The sequence below is a fragment of the Telluria sp. BA11 genome, from assembly GCF_056680305.1.
The window spans coordinates 4,040,314-4,056,310 of sequence record NZ_CM155275.1; the positions used below are offsets into that span (position 1 = coordinate 4,040,314).

A 15,997-nucleotide genomic window follows, 5' to 3' on the forward strand; every position below is an offset into this window, starting at 1 on the left:
CCTAGGCTGCCAGCGCCGGCACCGCGCGCGCCGCCAGTTGCGGGCGCGTCCGCCCGCCGGTATTACCCAGCTTGAACGCGGCCGCCACCTGCGCCAGTTGCGCTGCCTGTTCCTGCATGCTCGCTGCCGCGGCGGCGGCTTCCTCGACCAGCGCCGCGTTCTGCTGCGTCACCTGGTCCATCTGCGCGATCGCTTCGTTGACCTGGTTGATGCCCACGCGCTGCTCCTGCGTGGCAGTGCTGATCTCGGACATCATGTCGGTCACCCGCGCCACGCTGGCCACGACGTCGTCCATCGTGGCGCCGGCCTGCTGCACGAGCGCCGTGCCGGCATTCACCTGCGTCATCGAGTCGCCGATCAGGCCCTTGATTTCGCGCGCCGCACCGGCCGAACGCTGCGCCAGATTGCGCACTTCGGACGCCACCACGGCAAAGCCGCGCCCCTGTTCCCCGGCGCGCGCTGCTTCCACGGCGGCATTCAGGGCCAGGATATTGGTCTGGAAGGCGATGCCGTCGATCACGCCGATGATGTCGACGATCTTGCGCGCCGAGGCGTCGATCGAACCCATCGTGTCGACCACCTGGCCGACGATGGCGCCGCCACGCGCCGCAACATCCGAGGCGGTTTTTGCCAGGCCGTTGGCCTGTACCGCATTGTCGGCATTCTGACGCACGGTCGCGGTCAGTTCTTCCATCGAGGCGGCCGTTTCTTCGAGCGAGCTGGCCTGCTGTTCGGTGCGTGCCGACAGGTCGAGGTTGCCGGCCGCGATCTCGCTCGACGCGGTCGAGATCGCGTTCGTGCCTTGCTGGACTTGCGAGACCACCCGCACCAGCGAGCCGTTCATCGTTTCCAGCGCGCGCATCAGGTCGCCGACCTGGTCTTTCGGATAGCTCGCGAACGTGTGGCCAAGGTCGCCCGAGGCGACGGTTTCAGCGACGTCGAGCGCGGCGTCCAGCGGCCGGGTGATGCTGCGCGTGACGAACACGGCGGCCACGGCACCGATCGCCGTCGACAGCAGGGCCAGCAGCAGCACCAGTTGCGTGCTGCGTGCATTCGCCGCTTCGATGGCCAGCGCCGTCTGGTCGATGCTCTTGCGCTGGATCTGCAACAGGCTCTGGACCCGGGCGCCATAGGCGGCGGCGGCTGGCGCAAATACCTGTTCGTAGGCCTGTTCTGCCGTCGCTGAGTCACCTGACGTGCGCGCGTTCATCACGGTTTCCTTGGCTTTCTGGTAGGTCTTGCGCAGGCCAAGGATGTCCTGCAGCGTTGCTTTCTCTTCGGGCGAGTCGAGCAGGACTTCGACTTTCTTGAGGATGGCCGTGGTGTCGGTGACGCTGTCCTTGATCGGCTTGGCAAACACGGCCGCCAGGGTACCGTCGGTGCTGCGCGCAATGAGCGAGGTACGCGCGATGGCCGAATAGGTCAGCACATACCAGTCCGAGACCAGGCGTTCCTTGGTCAGCGGCTTTTGCATCATCTGCTGGGTGGCCTCGGCGCTGGAACGCGTGGTGTAGAGGGCGAACGAGGTGCCGGCCAGCGACAGGACGAGCATCGTGGCAAAGCCAAGGGTGAGGCGGGAGCCGATACGTAGATTTTTTAACACGATGTCATCACTTTGAAGAAAGGATTGAGCGCCGAAGAAATGCCTTGCGGCAAGTATCAACCCTTTAAACTTCAAATGAAATAGCAAGAAGACAGGATGTTGTAATGACGCCGCACAAGCCGGATGCGGCGTTATCTGGCTTATGCCTGACGCGCCAGCTTGAACAGCGTACGGATGTCACCGGCCACGGCGCCGCGCGCGTTCTTGATGACAGGCTGGCGATAACGTTCGAGCAGCTCGCGCCGCGCTGCGTTCAGCAGGCCCAGCTGGTCGAGCACCGCGTACACGGTGGGGTGCAGCGCGCGCACATTGCCATCGGTGATCTTGATCGCGATGCCGATCCCGGCCGAGCGGATGCCGATTGCCTGCACGGCGTCGGCGCCGATCTTGGTGACCCAGTCACCGCCGCCTGCCGTCATCCAGTGCAGGTCGGTGCGCTCCTCGCCCGAGACCAGATCGGGGCGGGCGATCATCGCGTCGCGCAGCGTGCCCATCGCGCCGCCCAGTTGCGGGTCTTGCGGGCCATGCGCGAGGCGCGCGTACAGGTGCGCCAGGCGACTGAGCGGCATCGCGTAGTTGGGGGCCGAACAGCCGTCCAGGCCAACCGGCATGGCTTCGGGCGCCACGCCGATGGCGTCGGCCAGCGTGCTGCGCACGGCTTGCTGCAGCGGGTGCGCGCGGTCGACATAGTTTGCCGTGGGCGCATCGTGCAGGCGGCACCAGGCCAGAAAGCCGCTGTGCTTGCCGGAGCAGTTGTGGTGCAGCGGCGTCCAGTGCGCGTCCGGCGGGGGTTTCTGGCCGGTGAACTCGTAATGCAGCGGCACCGCGCAGCCGCATTCGAGGTGGCCGGGGTCGAGTCCGATCTTGTTGAGGATCGAGCTAACGCCGTCGAGATGCTTGTCTTCGCCCGAATGGCTCGCGCACAGCAGCGCGACTTCATCGCCGGAGAGGCCAAAGCGCGCCGGGCCATCGGCCAGGATGAAGGGCAGGGCCTGGAACGGCTTGAGCGCCGAGCGCGTGAAGGTCGGGTAATCCGGGTCGCCGGCGGACCACAACAGACGGCCGTGCGTGTCGACGACGGCGACCGATCCAAGGTGTATGTTCTCGATCACGTTACCGCTGTCGGGGTAGCCGCGCGTGGTCGCGGCGAGGGGAATGACTGGCATGGGAAAGGGTACATTGGCGTTGGAGGAACCCTACTGTACGACATACCTACGCAATGCAGACACACAGTTGAAATAAGGCGCGCTTTCATATATGCACCTCCCGTTCACCCCGCCGATTGCGCACTTCGTCGCGCATTTCCGGCGCTTGATGCCCCTGGTGCTTGAACAGGTTTTGCGGCTCGCTAGACTGGCTTCATCGTCAGGCAACGCAGCGCTGGCGACACGGACTTCTTCGCCACCGACCTGAAAGGAATTTCCATCATGCGCCTCTCCCAACTCGCCTTGTTCGCCGCCGCCGCTGCCGTTTCACTGACCAGCGCCGCCCAGCCAGTGACTGCAGCCAATCCCGACGTCGTCAACGTGCACGCTGCGCAGCCAAAGAAAGTCTATATCGATCCGCTGATGTACAAGCGCATGCAGGGCGCCTACAAGCTCGAGGACGGGCGCACGCTGCACGTGACGGGCAAGAGCCGCAAGCTGTACGCCGACCTGGGTGACGGGCCGCAGGAAATCGTCCACGTGGGCCGCGACCGCTTCGAGGCGGTCGGCCGCGACCTGAGCGTGCGCTTCGACGGCGGACCGTTCCCGCACACGGTGCACCTGAAGGACGATGGCGGCCGGGTGCTGGCGTCAAGCCAGCGTTGAGCCGAAGCGGCCGGCCTGGTAGTCGGTGATCGCCTGCGCGATTTCATCGCGGGTGTTCATGACGAACGGCCCGTGCGAGACGACCGGTTCGCCGATCGGATCGGCATGCCCGAACAGCAGCAGCGAGCCGGACTCGGCGACGATCTCGAGCGTGTCGCCCTCCGTGCTCAGCTCCACCAGTTGGTAAGCGTTGGCGAGATCGCCGTGGTGACCCACGCCGATGCGTCCACGCACCACATACAGCAGCACGTTGCGACCTTGCAGGCCGGTGATGCGCAGCCGGCCACCGGCCTGCATCGCGACCGTGCTCATGAACACACCGGTCAGCGATTGCACCGGGCCCGTGCTGCCGTCCCACGCGCCCGCGATCAGGTTCAGCGTGACCTTGCCGTCGTCGAGCGCTAACGCAGGAATCCGGTCCTGCTGCACGCCTGTATAGGCAGGCGCCGTCATCTTCAGGCGCGACGGCAGGTTGACCCATAACTGCAGGATTTCGAGTGGGCCGCCTGTCTCTAAAAACGCACGCGGCGAGACCTCGGCATGCACGATGCCGCTGCCGGCCGTCATCCACTGGATGCCACCGGCGTGGATCACGCTTTCATGGCCGGCGCTGTCGCGGTGGGCCAGCATGCCTTCGACGATGAAGGTGACTGTTTCAAAGCCCCGGTGCGGATGCGGGCCAAATGGCAGACCGCGGTTGTGCGGGCCGTAGGTCTGCGGACCATGATGATTCAGGAACAGGAACGGATCGATCTGGTCGAGCTGAGGCGAGGGCACGGGGCGCTGCGTGAGCAGGTCGCCGATGTCGTCGCGCAGCGCGGCGTGCGCGCGCAGGAAGGTCTTGTCAGTCATGGTGTGAATGCCGTTTAGTCAGGATGCGTAACGATACGCTGAAAGTGGCCGTCGCGTTCACAGCGGTGGCAGAAGACGCTATGCTGGACGTTTGCGTGTCTGCAACCCTTGGAGATCGGCCCCGTATGTACAAGAACGCCTGCCTTGCCAGCCTGTTGCTGGCCTCATCCACTGTCCTGGCTGCCGCACCTGCTGCCGCATCTACTGCAACCTCGGCTGCAGCGCCCAGCGAGGCCGCCGTCAGCGCTGCCAAGTATGCGGTGGCCACCTACCGCAACGACGTCGTCGACACGCTGGCCAAACTGGTGAGCTTCAACACGGTGGCCGATCCGCGCTACCCGTCGGACCGGAACCCGGTGCATGCCGCGTTCAAGGCCACGCTCAAGGCAGAAGCCGAGCGCCTGGGCCTGGACTATACCGATTACGGCTGGACAGTCGTCATCGGCCTGGGCAAGGGCGCCGAGCGTGTCGGCATCGTCACCCACGGCGATGTGCAGCCGGTCGACCCGACCAAGTGGAAGAAGTCGCCATTCGTGCTGGACCGCACGAGCGAGCCGGGCAAGCTGATCGCGCGCGGCGCCGAGGACGACAAGGGACCGATCGCCACCGCACTGTATGCGATGAAGACGATCCGCGACCGCCAGATCCCCTTGAGCAAACGCATCGAGCTGTACGTGTACATGGGCGAGGAATCCGACTGGGGCCCGCTGACCGAATTTCTCAAGACGCACGTGCCGCCGCAGATGAGCATCACGCTCGACGCCGAGTATCCGGTGGTGACGGCGGAGAAGGGCGGCGGCCTCGTGGCCGTGACGGTGCCGAAGGCCGGCGCGCAGGCGCCCGTGGAGGGCGACGCCTACATCGCCGCGTTCGGGGGCGGTTCGTTCAACACGCAGATTCCCGAAGACGCCGAAGCGCTGGTGGCCAACGCGACGCCGCAGATCGAGGGACAGATCCGCGCGCGCGGTGCGCAGCACGAGGGCATGACCTACACCTACACGTGGCAGGGCAAGGATCTGGCAGTGCGCGCCAAGGGATTGTCGGCCCACTCGTCCAAGCCGCAGGAAGGCGTGAACGCCGTGAGCATGCTGGCCGATGCACTGGCCGTGCGGCCATGGGCCAATACGACCGCCGGCGGCGTCGTCAACTACCTCAACGAGATGGTGGGGACGGGCTACTACGGCGAGAAATTTGGCAGCGGCGCCGGCAACATCGCCTACCGCGACAAGTTCATGGGCCCGCTCACGTTCAAGCCCACCGTGATTCGCCAGCTGGACGACGGCATCGAAGTGGCGATCAATGTGCGCCGCCCGCAAGGCAAGACGGGCGCGCAGCTGACCGATGAAATCAACGCCGCACTGAGCCAGTGGCAGGCGCGCCAGGTCCCGCTCACCAACATCAAGGTCGGCGTGCGCGACCCGTGGGTGCTGAACGATGCGCCGCAGGTGCCGACGCTGCTGGCGACCTTTGCCTATTTCACCGGCATGAAGGATGCGAAGCCGGTCGCCATTGGCGGCGGGACCAACTCGCGCCTGTTCCCGAATGCCGTCAGTTTCGGGCCATCGATGCCGGGCCAGAAATATTCCGGGCATTCGGAGCATGAATTCATCACGACCAAGCAGCTGCTGCTGAACCTGCAGATGTACACATCGGTGCTGGTCGAGCTGGCGCGCTAGGCACGTGCCCTGCAGCTCTGCTGGACGCCGTGGTTGCCACGGCTGACCTGTAGGGCTCCTTCTTGCCAGGTAGTGTAAAAACTTCTAATTTTTGCGTAGGCGCCGGACTACAATATCCCTGCCGTGGAGTGCCCGCAAGGGCGCTCTCCCTTGTGAATCATCGTTGTATGCCAAGGGCGGTATCGTCTTGATACAGCCACAGTATTGTCGCCTGGAAAAGTACGAAGTTCCGGGCAGAAAATGTGGCAAATACAGCATGATAGGATCGGCTTGGAGCCAAGCTCCTGCAGCCGCGAGCGCGCCAATGCGTCGATGTTGGCGTGCGCGTTCGCGCCGGATGTGACCGAACCTTATTGATTGCCATGCACAGTAAAGAACTCAAAAAACCGGACGGACGCAACCTTACCCTCTACAGCAACCGGCCCATTCCCGATGGCCTTGTTGCCCCCAGCCCGTTTCCGGATCCCCAGCACGCCAACCCGCACCTGCGCTGGCATCCGCTGCGCGGCGAGTGGGTGACCTATGCCGCGTTCCGCCAGAACCGCACGTATCAGCCGCCGCCCCAGTACAACCCGCTGGCGCCGACGATCGATCCTGCCAATCCCACCGAGATGCCGGCCGGCGACTACGAGATCGCCGTGTTCGACAACCGCTTTCCGTCCCTCGCGCTCGAGTCGCACGATCCGCCGTCGGTGACGGTGCAGACCGCGCCGGCCAATGGCCAGTGCGAAGTGGTCGTGTTCACGCAGGATCCGAACACGGCGCTGGCCCACCTGCCGCTGTCACGCATTGCGCTGTTGCTGCAGGTGTGGGGCGATCGCACCACGCGCGTGGGCAGCCACCCGCACATCCAGTACGTGCTGCCGTTCGAGAACCGCGGCGCCGAAGTGGGCGTGACGCTGCACCATCCGCACGGCCAGATCTATTCGTACCCGTTTGTGCCGTCAGTCCCGGCGCGCATGCTCGCGCAAGAGCGCGACTACTACCAGCAGCACGGCACGAGCATGCTGTGCGACATGGCGCGTGACGAAGCGGCCGATGGCAAGCGCGTGCTGTACCAGGACGATTTCGCCATCGCCTTCGTGCCGGCCTGCGCCCGTTATCCGTACGAGGTCTGGGTGATGCCGACCGCGCCGTGCAAGGATTTCGCGGCGCTCACGCCGCCGCAGCGCGACTCGCTGGCGCGTGCACTCAAGACCGTGCTGCTCAAGTACGAGACGCTGTGGAACCGACCGTTCCCGTACCTGATGGCGTGGTACCAGGCGCCGACCGACGGCGCCGAGCATCCCGAGACGCAGCTGCACGCCCAGTTCTATCCGCCGTACCGCACGCGCGACCGCCTGAAATACCTGGCCGGCACCGAGCTCGCCGCCGGCATGTTCGCAATGGACGTGCTGCCCGAAACCACGGCGTATGAATTGCAGCAGGTCGAGATCGACCTGGAGGAGGGCGCATGACGGACATCGATATGCGCGCCCAGGAGGTCGCCGACAAACTCGCGCTGCTGCGCGCCACCCTTGCCACCAGCGGCGCCGGCGCCGTGCGCCTGCGCGGCACCGACTGGTTCGCGTGGATTACGGCAGGCGGCTCGAGCGCCGTGCTGCACACGACCGACACGGGCATTGCCGAAGTGCTGGTCACAGCGGGCGACGCCTGCGTGCTGACCGACCAGATCGAAGGCGAGCGCCTGCGCCTCGAAGAAGTACCGGCCGGGTTCAGCTTTCATATCGAACCATGGGCCGAACCCGAGCTGCGCGAGCATTTCGTGCTCGCTGCTGCCGAAGGCCGGCCGGTGCTGTCGGACCGGCCGCAGACCGACGAACTGCCGTTGCCACTGCCGCTACGCCAGCGCAAGCTGGTGCTGGGCGACGCCGAACAGGCGCGTTACCGGCTGCTGGGACGCGAAGCGGCCGAAGCGATGACCGAAGTGCTGCACCGCGCCCGGCCCGACTGGACCGAGCAGCAGCTGGCCGGTGCCGGCGCCGAGGCGCTGTGGCGCCGCGGCATCCATCCGGCGCTGGTGCTGGTGGCCGGTGCAAGGCGCTTGCCATTGTTCCGCCACGCGACGCCGTCGCACGAGCCAATTGGCGAGCGCGCCATGCTCGTGTTCTGCGCGCGCCGCCATGGCCTGTATGCCAACCTGACCCGCTTCGTGGGCTTTGGCGGCGCCGCTGCTGCGCCGGCAGCGCAGCGCGCACTGATGGCGCTCGAAGCCACCGGCCTGGCGGCCGTGGCGCCTGGCAAATCGCTGTCGTCGGTATATCACGCGCTGGCCCAGGCCTATCACCACGCCGACGTCGAAGACGCGATCCGCGAGCACCACCAGGGCGGCATCACCGGCTACCTGGCGCGCGAGATCGTGGCCACCCCAAGCACGGCCACGCAGCTCGAACAGGGCATGGCATTTGCGTTCAATCCAAGTTATAACGGTATGAAGATCGAAGACACGTTCCTGCTCGGCCCCGACGGACTCGAAAACCTGACCTTCGACCCGGCCTGGCCGTCGGTGGATATCCAAGGCCGTCAGCGGCCGCTCTGGCTGGAGGTGGACGCATGACCATCACGACCGATACCTTCTTTGGCGGCGCCCCCGAGGTAAACGCCTCGGCCCCGGGACGCGTGAATCTGCTGGGCGAGCACACCGACTACAACGACGGGTACATGCTGCCGGTGGCCACGCCGCAGCGCACGCTGGTGGCCATGAGCCGCAGCGGCGACGACCATTTCCATTTTTACTCGCCCAACTTCGACGCGACCGTGACGTTTGCAAAGGACAGCAGCGCGCCGCAGGGCTTCGGCAGCTATATCGAGGGCTGCATCCGCCTCGTGCAGGCCGAGGGCATCGAGGTGCCGCCGCTGCGCGTGTATGTCGAGACCGATCTGCCGGTGGGGTCGGGCCTGTCGTCGTCGGCCGCGCTCGAAGTGGCCACGCTGCGCGCCATGCGCGCGCTGCTGGGGTTCGAGCTCGACGACGTCAAGCTGGCGCGCATCGCCCAGCGCGCCGAAATCGAATACGCGCACGTGAACTGCGGGATCATGGACCAGATGGCCTCGAGCCTGGCCGATGAAACCAATATGCTGTTCATCGATGCGCGCACGCTCGAACATCACCTGTCGGCACTGCCGCCGGATACCGAACTGATCGTGATCGATTCGGGCGTGGCGCGCACGCTGGCGGCCAGCAAGTACAACGAACGCCGCGCCGAATGCGAAGAAGCCTCGCGCATCCTGGGCGTGACGGCGCTGCGCGACGTGGTCGACCCGGCCTCGGTCGAGACGCTGCCGTCGCCGCTGCGCGAACGGGCCCGCCACGTGGTGCAGGAAAACCTGCGCGTGCTCGAAGCGGCCAAGGGCGTCGATGCCGAACGCTTCGGCGAACTGATGAACGCATCGCATGCGAGCCTGCGTGACGATTACGAAGTCTCGATCCGCGCGCTCGACGTCCTGTGCGACGCGCTGCGCGCCGCCCCCGGCGTACTGGGCGCGCGCCTGACCGGCGCCGGCTTTGGCGGCGCCTGCGTCGCCCTGTGCCGCAAGGGGCAGGCGCAAGAAGCAGCCGCCACCGCGCTGGCGGCGTATCACGATCATCATGGACCAGGCAATGACGTCCAGGGACGCATCCTGATTCCGGTGCCAACTGACAGAAAGGACAAGAATGAATCAGTTTGAATATCCGCGTCCACAACTGGTGCGCGACCAGTGGCAGAACCTGAACGGCACATGGCAGTTCTGCTTCGATGACGAAGGGCACTACACGCTGCCGTCGGACGTGAAGGAATGGACGCACGAGATCACCGTGCCGTTTGCACCGGAAACCGCGATGAGCGGCATCGAGGACACGGGCTTTCACCGCTTCGTCTGGTACCAGCGCGAATTCGAGGTCATGCCCATGGAGGGGCGCACGATCATGCACTTCGGCGCGGTTGACTACAGCGCACGCGTCTGGGTCAATGGCCAGCTGGTCGTCGAGCACGAGGGTGGGCACACGCCGTTTTCCGCCGATATTTCCGGCACCCTGAACGCGGATGGCAAGCAGGTCGTCACGGTCTGGGTCGAAGACGATCCGGCCGATCTGGCCAAGCCGCGCGGCAAGCAGGACTGGCTCCTCGATGCGCACTCGATCTGGTATCCACGCACCACCGGCATCTGGCAGACTGTCTGGATCGAGCAGGTCTCGCAGACGTATATCCAGAAGCTGCGCTGGACGCCGGTGTTCGAGACCTATGAAATCGGCTGCGAAGTGTTTGCCACCGGCGATATCCAGGAAGAGCTGTTCGTCGAAGTCAAGATCTGGAACGGCGACCAGTTGCTGGCCGACGATTACTACAAGCTGCTCAATGGTGAGGCGAACCGCAAGATCGCGCTGTCCGATCCGGGGATCGACGATTCGCGCAATGAGATCCTGTGGAGCCCGGAACGCCCGACCCTGCTCGATGCCGAAGTGACCCTGCGCGCAGGCGACGTGGTGCTGGACCGCATCCGCTCGTACACGGCGCTGCGCTCGGTGTCGATCAACCGTGACCGCTTCATGCTCAATGGCCGCCCGTACCAGCTGCGCCTGGTGCTGGACCAGGGCTACTGGCCGGAATCGTTCATGACGGCGCCGTCCGACGAACACCTGAAGCGCGACGTCGAGCTGGCCAAGCTGATGGGCTTCAATGGCGTACGCAAGCACCAGAAGATCGAAGATCCGCGCTTCCTGTACTGGGCCGACAAGCTGGGCCTGATGGTGTGGGAAGAGATGCCATCGGCTTACCGCTTCAGCCCGCGCGCCATCACGCGCATGGTCAAGGAATGGACCGAGGCGATCGAGCGCGACTACAGCCACCCGTGCATCATCGTCTGGGTGGCCTTCAACGAGTCGTGGGGTGTGCCGAATCTGACGCTCACGCAGGCGCATCGCAATGCCGTCGAGGCGCTATACCACCTGACGCGCACGCTTGACTCGACCCGCCCCGTGATCGGCAACGATGGCTGGGAAGCGTCTGCCACGGACATCCTGGGCATTCACGACTACGACAGCGATCCCGAGAAGGTGCTGGCGCGCTACGCCGTCACCGATCCGGTGCGCACGCTGTTCGACCAGCGCCGCCCGGGTGGCCGCATCCTGACGCTCGACGGCTTCCCGCATCGGGGCCAGCCGATCGTGCTGACGGAATTCGGTGGCATCGCCTACGATCCGAAACAGACGCCCAATCCCGACGAAACCACGTGGGGCTACAGCCGCGCGCACACGGCCGAAAGCTATCTGAAGCAGTACCGGCGCCTGCTGCAGGTGGTCAACGAGACGTTCATGTTCAGTGGTTTCTGCTACACGCAGTTCACGGACACGTTCCAGGAAGCCAATGGCTTGCTGAACGCCGATCGCTCGCCGAAACTGCCGCTGGATGTGATCAGCGCCGCCACGCGCAATATGCCGCTGTTCCAGCGTGCGGTGGAAGAGGGCAAGGATCCTGGCACGCCGTAACGTCGCAGGCAGGGCAGGGCAGGGCCAGTAGGGCGGGCCTGCCCGCTGAGGCAGTCAGGTAATGCGGTAAGCAAAAGGCCACATGTCGCGTCAGCGCATGTGGCTTTTTTACAGCCGTGCAGACGGTTTTAACAGACGCGACGCAAGGTGAGGCTGTCGACCGGTTGAATGCAAGACCCATAGCGGACCTGACGACACCTTGCATCATTTCGATTTGTAGCGTGCCAGGATCTTCACTCGCTCACCCTGGTGCCCAACCTTGCTGCCCCACTTACGTAACTGGGCAAGCTGTTCGCGCTCGTCCTGGAGACCAGGTAATTTAAGAGAGCGTCGCACAACATAGATGTCCAGTATGGGCTCTTCGTTGCAACGCACGGGTGGGCGTTTGCGAGAGTCACGCGCCATGGCTGCAATATCACCATCGTCGAGTACAACATGCCGGCACTCGTAATTTCGTAACGCAACAGCAGCCACACTGCGTGAGCGCATGTCGACGATAACTGCTGCCTTTTCCATGCAGCTCTGGCGGCGACACCCGTCGATCATGGCGTATGGCCCGAACTGGACGGGTTCTTCATCTCCAGGGATACCGATAAACTCATCAATCGTCCGGACTAACGACGCGTTTGGGATATACGCGTCAATCTGCATGCCTGCGAATACAGATTTGCTATCCGGGTAGACAAGGCGAGCGACATCGTAAAAACCCAGCGTCGCGGATTGTGCCGAAGTCGTGGTTAACGCGACAAGCGCTAAAAGAACTTTACCGAACATTAAATCGCTCCCTGGAACGTGGACAGACGATGGTGGCTCAGCTGGGACATGGTTATCTTGGCGCACCTATCGCTGGTTCTGCTGTCCGCTCCTGGCCGGGAAGCGAAAGTTCGTCCTGGTCAGCGTAACTCAGCAAGAAGCGATCGACTTCGCTACTTGACGTCCGGTAGTCGCAGTAATTTCCAGAGCGGCGCTTCTATGTCGGAAAATCACAGCGCTGTCAGCGCGGACGCGCGGGATTGCGGCCGGACGCCTGCGGCATCGGGATGCGCGCGAGCAGTGCTCCCAGTGCCGTCGCTGCGACGGTCGCGGCGCTGACATCGACCAGCCAGTCGTGCACCGTACCCGAGCGGTACGGCAGGAAGTGTTGCACGCCCTCGTCGAAGGCGCCCATCAGCGCAATCGCCAGCACCGCCTTGAGCACACGTTGCAGCGTGCTGCCGGTGCTGCCCAGGAACCAGAGCGTTGCGAGGCCGGCATAGGCCAGGCTGTGCAGCACGATGCCGGACGCGTATTCGCCCACCTCGGCGCGCGCACCGGGCACGGAGCCGGCGATCACGATGCAGGTAAAGATGAGCAGGGCCGCAGCGTGCATGGCACGGCGGTGACGGGGTTCGGCGTACAGCAGGGGAGACAGGGCAGGCATGGCGACGTGGTAACAGTACAGTAACGGTGACGGGGCAAACGTCAACGTTACCATGCCGGGCGCACCTTGTGTGCCCGTTGCCGCTGGCCCGTGCGCTGGCCGCCCAACGCGACGTGCGTCAAATCGTCAGCGCAGGGGCGCCGTCGGCGTAATGGGCGTCGAAACAGCTGGCGCAGTCGGCGCAGAACAGGTGCGCCACGCGCACGCTCGCCTGTCGTAACACGAGTTTCAGGTGTGCCCGCCGGCACTTGGGACATACTTCGCGGACGCTGCCGAACGTGAGCAGATTGAGAGGGACGCTGTCGCGGTCGATATCGTCGACCACGGCGCGCGGATTGAGTTCGCTGAGAACGAGGTCGCTTGAATCCTGATGGCGACGGCAACTGTCTGGCGAAAGCGATGTTTCTGGTACACGTAAACTCATCGGACAATCTCCCGTGGTCGTTTCGTTGTACGCGGTCTCCACCCGCTGGACAAGGTGGGACGTCGCAGCTTCATGATAGCCCTATTGAAGACGGCTTCAAGCACATAGACAATTTTTTCTGGCCCAAGTTGCGACAATGCCGAAAAAAATGCCCGCGCTGGGCGGGCATAACCCGAGATCGGGCCAAGAGTGCGGAAACCGGGTTGGTGTGCAGCGCACGGAGCGCTCCACACCTGCTGGCACCACGCATATCGGTTACGTGTGTGTCAGGTGCATTCGAGTATAGGCAGGGAATGTGACGGGTCAGTGACCGTCGTCAAGGTTCGGATGGAACAGCAGGAATGTGATGACAGAATTGGGCTTATGACAATACGGCCGCAAATGACGTGGGCCGCGCAAACCGTCCAGGCAAAAAAAAAGCCCGCTGTGCGGGCTTGAAACTATTTTCTTGGAGGAGAATAGTGGAGACAGGTGTAACTATAGGGATTTGGTGACCGAGCGTCCAATTGCGTTTTCGGATACCAGACATGTGATCTGTCAATATCTCTCGAATGTGGCCAGCGACATATCAATCACGCACCGGCACCGTGTAGTTCAGTGCCATGCGGCCACCGTCGGCGTACAGGGTCTGGCCCGTCATGTACGAGGCATCGTCGCTGGCCAGGAAGGCGGCGATCGACGCGACTTCTTCCGGTTCGCCGCACCGGCCCAGCGGAGTGCGCGACAGGATCGTGTGACGTGCTTCCGGGCTGCCCAGCACCGCTTTTTTCGCCAGTTCGGTCAGGATCGTGCCGGGACCGATGGCGTTCACGCGAATGTCGTACTGGGCCAGGGTGATGGCGGCCACGCGTGTGAGCTGGTTGACGCCGCCTTTCGAGATCACGTACGGCACCTGGTTCGGGATCGTCAGCTCGGCATTCACGCTCGACATATTGATGATGCAGCCGCCTTCGCCACGCGCCACCATATCGCGCGCCGCCGCCTGGCTGCACAGGAACATCGATTTCAGGTTGATGCGCAGCACGCGGTCGAAATCGTCCTCGTGCAGGTCGAGGAACTCGGCCGCGTGGGTTACACCGGCATTGTTGATCAGGATATCGATGCGGCCAAACGCGGCCAGCGTGGCCGCGATCATCGCATCGACCTCGACCTTGATGCCGACGTCGGCACGGTAGGCGCGGGCTGCGTCGCCCAGGCTGGCAGCGGCTTGCTCGACTTCGGGCCGGATATCGACCAGCATGACGCGCGCGCCTTCGCGCACGAGGCGCTCGGCGCAGGCCAGGCCAATGCCTTGGCTGGCCCCGGTGACGATGGCGATTTTCTGATGTAGTTTCATGGCGGGCTTTCGACGCTGTGGCAAAAGCCGCCATTCTACTGCTGCTAGAGCATGATGGGCCGGTCAGGCAACTCGTTGGTGCGCTCGCCGCTGGCCGGGAAGTGCTGGTGCAGCAGGTCGTTGACCTGCGCCACTGCCGCCAGCGTGGCGTCATGGAAGTGCCCGCCCTTGAAGCCTGCCGTCATCGTGCGGCACACCGCCTGCCAGGTGGCGGCGTCGATCTTGCGGTCGATGCCCCGGTCGGCCACGATGTCGATCTTGTGCTCGGCCAGGTTCACGTAGATCAGCACGCCGCAATTGTCTTCGGTGTCCCACACGCCATAGTCGGCGAACAGCGCGAGGGCGCGCTGGCGGTTGGTGATGCCGTCCCAGGCCGCGTCGAAGGGCAGGGCCTTCTCGACGATCAGGCGCACTTCGCCGCGGTGTGTGCGCTCACCGGCATCGATGGCTTCGGCAATGGCCGTCAGCGTCGTTTCAGGAAACGCGCGCCGCGCTTCAGCCGCGCTGCTGGTGGCGTGGCGCCACGCGCGTGTCATTTTTTGTGTGATCGATCCCATTACCAGTCTCCCGAGGCGCCGCCGCCGTCAAAGCCGCCACCACCACCCGAAAAACCACCGCCGCCGAAGCCACCACCACCGCCGCCGCCACCGCCAAACCCGCCACCACCACCGTTGCTCATATTGCCGATGATATTACCGAGGATGAAGCCGGTCGTCGCGCCACCCCAGTTCGAACGGCCACGGCTGCTCGTAACCGTACGGCCGCGCTTGCCGCCGAAGACCGAGCGCAGCAGGAATGCACCGATCAGGATCGCGAAGATGGCGATCAACGGAATCCCGCCACCGCCCGCAGCTTCCTGTCGTTGTGGTGCTTGCTGCGCAGGTGCCGGGAAGGCTTCCTGGTTGAGCAGCGCGGCGATGGCACCCACGCCGGCCACCAAACCTTCGTAATAATGTTGTTCCCGGAAATGCGGCGCGATCACGTCCTGCAGGATGCGCTTGGATTGGGCGTCGGTCAGCACACCCTGTACGCCACGGCCAGCCTCGATACGCAGGCGGCGCAACGCTGACGGGTTGCCAGGCGCAACAACCAGCAGCACGCCGTCGTCGACGCCCTTGCGGCCGAGTTTCCAGGCATCGGTAACGCGGATGCTGTAGGCCTCGATGGCTTCGGGCTCGGTCGATTTGACAAGCAGCACGGCGATCTGGCTACCCGTCTTGGCTTCGTAGTCAGCCAGCACGGCTTCCAGGCGCTGGCGCTGGGTGGCGTCGAGCATGCCAGCCTGGTCGGTCACGCGGGTCGTGAGCTTCGGCACCTCCTTGAGCTGGGCATGGGCCGTCCCCGTACCGGCGAGCAGCGTCGCCAGTGCGAACAGGAGCGTGGAAAACAAGCGCAGGAAGGCCGTCAT

At 64.3% G+C, this 15,997-nt stretch carries 15 protein-coding genes; 6 read left to right on the top strand and 9 right to left on the bottom strand.

All coding sequences use genetic code 11. The annotated features are described in order from the left end of the window. Position 1: 1 nt before the first annotated feature. Positions 2-1,552, bottom strand: coding sequence for a methyl-accepting chemotaxis protein (locus AC1MGT_RS17735; protein WP_499504310.1), 1,551 nt, complete (start codon positions 1,550-1,552; stop codon positions 2-4). 191 nt (positions 1,553-1,743) lie between these two features. Then, the gene (locus AC1MGT_RS17740) at positions 1,744-2,769 is read right to left on the bottom strand and encodes an asparaginase (RefSeq protein WP_499501346.1); all 1,026 of its coding nucleotides are present in this window, start codon (positions 2,767-2,769) and stop codon (positions 1,744-1,746) included. 261 nt (positions 2,770-3,030) lie between these two features. Here AC1MGT_RS17740 and AC1MGT_RS17745 point away from each other — a divergent pair, with 261 nt between their 5' ends. Beyond that, entirely contained in the window at positions 3,031-3,414 is a 384-nt protein-coding gene (locus AC1MGT_RS17745) for a hypothetical protein (protein WP_499501347.1), read from the top strand. Here the strand turns inward: AC1MGT_RS17745 and AC1MGT_RS17750 are convergent. Next, positions 3,400-4,266, bottom strand: a complete 867-nt coding sequence (locus AC1MGT_RS17750) for a pirin family protein (protein ID WP_499501349.1) — start codon at positions 4,264-4,266, stop codon at positions 3,400-3,402. The two genes, AC1MGT_RS17745 and AC1MGT_RS17750, sit on opposite strands and share 15 nt — an antisense overlap. Positions 4,267-4,391: 125 nt before the next feature. Here AC1MGT_RS17750 and AC1MGT_RS17755 point away from each other — a divergent pair, with 125 nt between their 5' ends. The 5 genes from AC1MGT_RS17755 to AC1MGT_RS17775 all read left to right on the top strand — a co-directional run bounded on the left by AC1MGT_RS17755 (position 4,392) and on the right by AC1MGT_RS17775 (position 11,409). Further along, a complete protein-coding gene (locus tag AC1MGT_RS17755) occupies positions 4,392-5,942 on the top strand; it encodes a dipeptidase (RefSeq protein WP_499501351.1) in 1,551 nt (516 codons plus the stop codon). 362 nt (positions 5,943-6,304) lie between these two features. After that, positions 6,305-7,399 carry a galactose-1-phosphate uridylyltransferase gene (galT, locus tag AC1MGT_RS17760; protein WP_499501353.1) on the top strand — a complete coding sequence of 365 codons (1,095 nt, stop codon included), beginning with the start codon at positions 6,305-6,307 and terminating at the stop codon, positions 7,397-7,399. Then, positions 7,396-8,499 carry a M24 family metallopeptidase gene (locus AC1MGT_RS17765; protein WP_499501355.1) on the top strand — a complete coding sequence of 368 codons (1,104 nt, stop codon included), beginning with the start codon at positions 7,396-7,398 and terminating at the stop codon, positions 8,497-8,499. Before galT ends, AC1MGT_RS17765 begins: the two co-directional genes overlap by 4 nt. Further along, positions 8,496-9,611 (top strand): galactokinase, encoded by a 1,116-nt coding sequence (gene galK, locus AC1MGT_RS17770; protein WP_499501357.1) that lies wholly within the window; start codon positions 8,496-8,498, stop codon positions 9,609-9,611. Before AC1MGT_RS17765 ends, galK begins: the two co-directional genes overlap by 4 nt. Beyond that, positions 9,598-11,409, top strand: coding sequence for a glycoside hydrolase family 2 protein (locus AC1MGT_RS17775; protein WP_499501359.1), 1,812 nt, complete (start codon positions 9,598-9,600; stop codon positions 11,407-11,409). Before galK ends, AC1MGT_RS17775 begins: the two co-directional genes overlap by 14 nt. A 204-nt stretch (positions 11,410-11,613) precedes the next feature. On the opposite strand, the gene AC1MGT_RS17780 is transcribed toward AC1MGT_RS17775, so the two are convergent. The 6 genes from AC1MGT_RS17780 to AC1MGT_RS17805 all read right to left on the bottom strand — a co-directional run bounded on the left by AC1MGT_RS17780 (position 11,614) and on the right by AC1MGT_RS17805 (position 15,997). Next, positions 11,614-12,183, bottom strand: a complete 570-nt coding sequence (locus tag AC1MGT_RS17780; RefSeq protein WP_499501360.1) for a hypothetical protein — start codon at positions 12,181-12,183, stop codon at positions 11,614-11,616. Between the two features lie 220 nt (positions 12,184-12,403). Beyond that, the gene (locus AC1MGT_RS17785) at positions 12,404-12,829 is read right to left on the bottom strand and encodes a VanZ family protein (protein ID WP_499501361.1); all 426 of its coding nucleotides are present in this window, start codon (positions 12,827-12,829) and stop codon (positions 12,404-12,406) included. 118 nt (positions 12,830-12,947) lie between these two features. Further along, positions 12,948-13,253 carry a hypothetical protein gene (locus tag AC1MGT_RS17790; protein ID WP_183553458.1) on the bottom strand — a complete coding sequence of 102 codons (306 nt, stop codon included), beginning with the start codon at positions 13,251-13,253 and terminating at the stop codon, positions 12,948-12,950. Positions 13,254-13,821: 568 nt separating this feature from the next. Continuing rightward, positions 13,822-14,589 carry an SDR family NAD(P)-dependent oxidoreductase gene (locus AC1MGT_RS17795; RefSeq protein WP_499501362.1) on the bottom strand — a complete coding sequence of 256 codons (768 nt, stop codon included), beginning with the start codon at positions 14,587-14,589 and terminating at the stop codon, positions 13,822-13,824. A gap of 44 nt (positions 14,590-14,633) precedes the next feature. After that, a complete protein-coding gene (locus AC1MGT_RS17800) occupies positions 14,634-15,146 on the bottom strand; it encodes a TPM domain-containing protein (protein WP_499501363.1) in 513 nt (170 codons plus the stop codon). Beyond that, complete coding sequence (locus tag AC1MGT_RS17805; protein ID WP_499501364.1) at positions 15,146-15,997, bottom strand: TPM domain-containing protein; 852 nt, start codon at positions 15,995-15,997, stop codon at positions 15,146-15,148. The genes AC1MGT_RS17800 and AC1MGT_RS17805 overlap by 1 nt, the downstream gene beginning before the upstream one ends.

What these genes read in the sequence shown, in the direction of transcription:
- AC1MGT_RS17735 (WP_499504310.1), bottom strand. Translation starts at nt 1,552, where the DNA reads ATGCTCGTCCTGTCGCTGGCCGGCACCTCGTTCGCCCTCTACACCACG.
- AC1MGT_RS17740 (WP_499501346.1), bottom strand. Translation starts at nt 2,769, where the DNA reads ATGCCAGTCATTCCCCTCGCCGCGACCACGCGCGGCTACCCCGACAGC.
- AC1MGT_RS17745 (WP_499501347.1), top strand. Translation starts at nt 3,031, where the DNA reads ATGCGCCTCTCCCAACTCGCCTTGTTCGCCGCCGCCGCTGCCGTTTCA.
- AC1MGT_RS17750 (WP_499501349.1), bottom strand. Translation starts at nt 4,266, where the DNA reads ATGACTGACAAGACCTTCCTGCGCGCGCACGCCGCGCTGCGCGACGAC.
- AC1MGT_RS17755 (WP_499501351.1), top strand. Translation starts at nt 4,392, where the DNA reads ATGTACAAGAACGCCTGCCTTGCCAGCCTGTTGCTGGCCTCATCCACT.
- galT (WP_499501353.1), top strand. Translation starts at nt 6,305, where the DNA reads ATGCACAGTAAAGAACTCAAAAAACCGGACGGACGCAACCTTACCCTC.
- AC1MGT_RS17765 (WP_499501355.1), top strand. Translation starts at nt 7,396, where the DNA reads ATGACGGACATCGATATGCGCGCCCAGGAGGTCGCCGACAAACTCGCG.
- galK (WP_499501357.1), top strand. Translation starts at nt 8,496, where the DNA reads ATGACCATCACGACCGATACCTTCTTTGGCGGCGCCCCCGAGGTAAAC.
- AC1MGT_RS17775 (WP_499501359.1), top strand. Translation starts at nt 9,598, where the DNA reads ATGAATCAGTTTGAATATCCGCGTCCACAACTGGTGCGCGACCAGTGG.
- AC1MGT_RS17780 (WP_499501360.1), bottom strand. Translation starts at nt 12,183, where the DNA reads ATGTTCGGTAAAGTTCTTTTAGCGCTTGTCGCGTTAACCACGACTTCG.
- AC1MGT_RS17785 (WP_499501361.1), bottom strand. Translation starts at nt 12,829, where the DNA reads ATGCCTGCCCTGTCTCCCCTGCTGTACGCCGAACCCCGTCACCGCCGT.
- AC1MGT_RS17790 (WP_183553458.1), bottom strand. Translation starts at nt 13,253, where the DNA reads ATGAGTTTACGTGTACCAGAAACATCGCTTTCGCCAGACAGTTGCCGT.
- AC1MGT_RS17795 (WP_499501362.1), bottom strand. Translation starts at nt 14,589, where the DNA reads ATGAAACTACATCAGAAAATCGCCATCGTCACCGGGGCCAGCCAAGGC.
- AC1MGT_RS17800 (WP_499501363.1), bottom strand. Translation starts at nt 15,146, where the DNA reads ATGGGATCGATCACACAAAAAATGACACGCGCGTGGCGCCACGCCACC.
- AC1MGT_RS17805 (WP_499501364.1), bottom strand. Translation starts at nt 15,997, where the DNA reads ATGACGGCCTTCCTGCGCTTGTTTTCCACGCTCCTGTTCGCACTGGCG.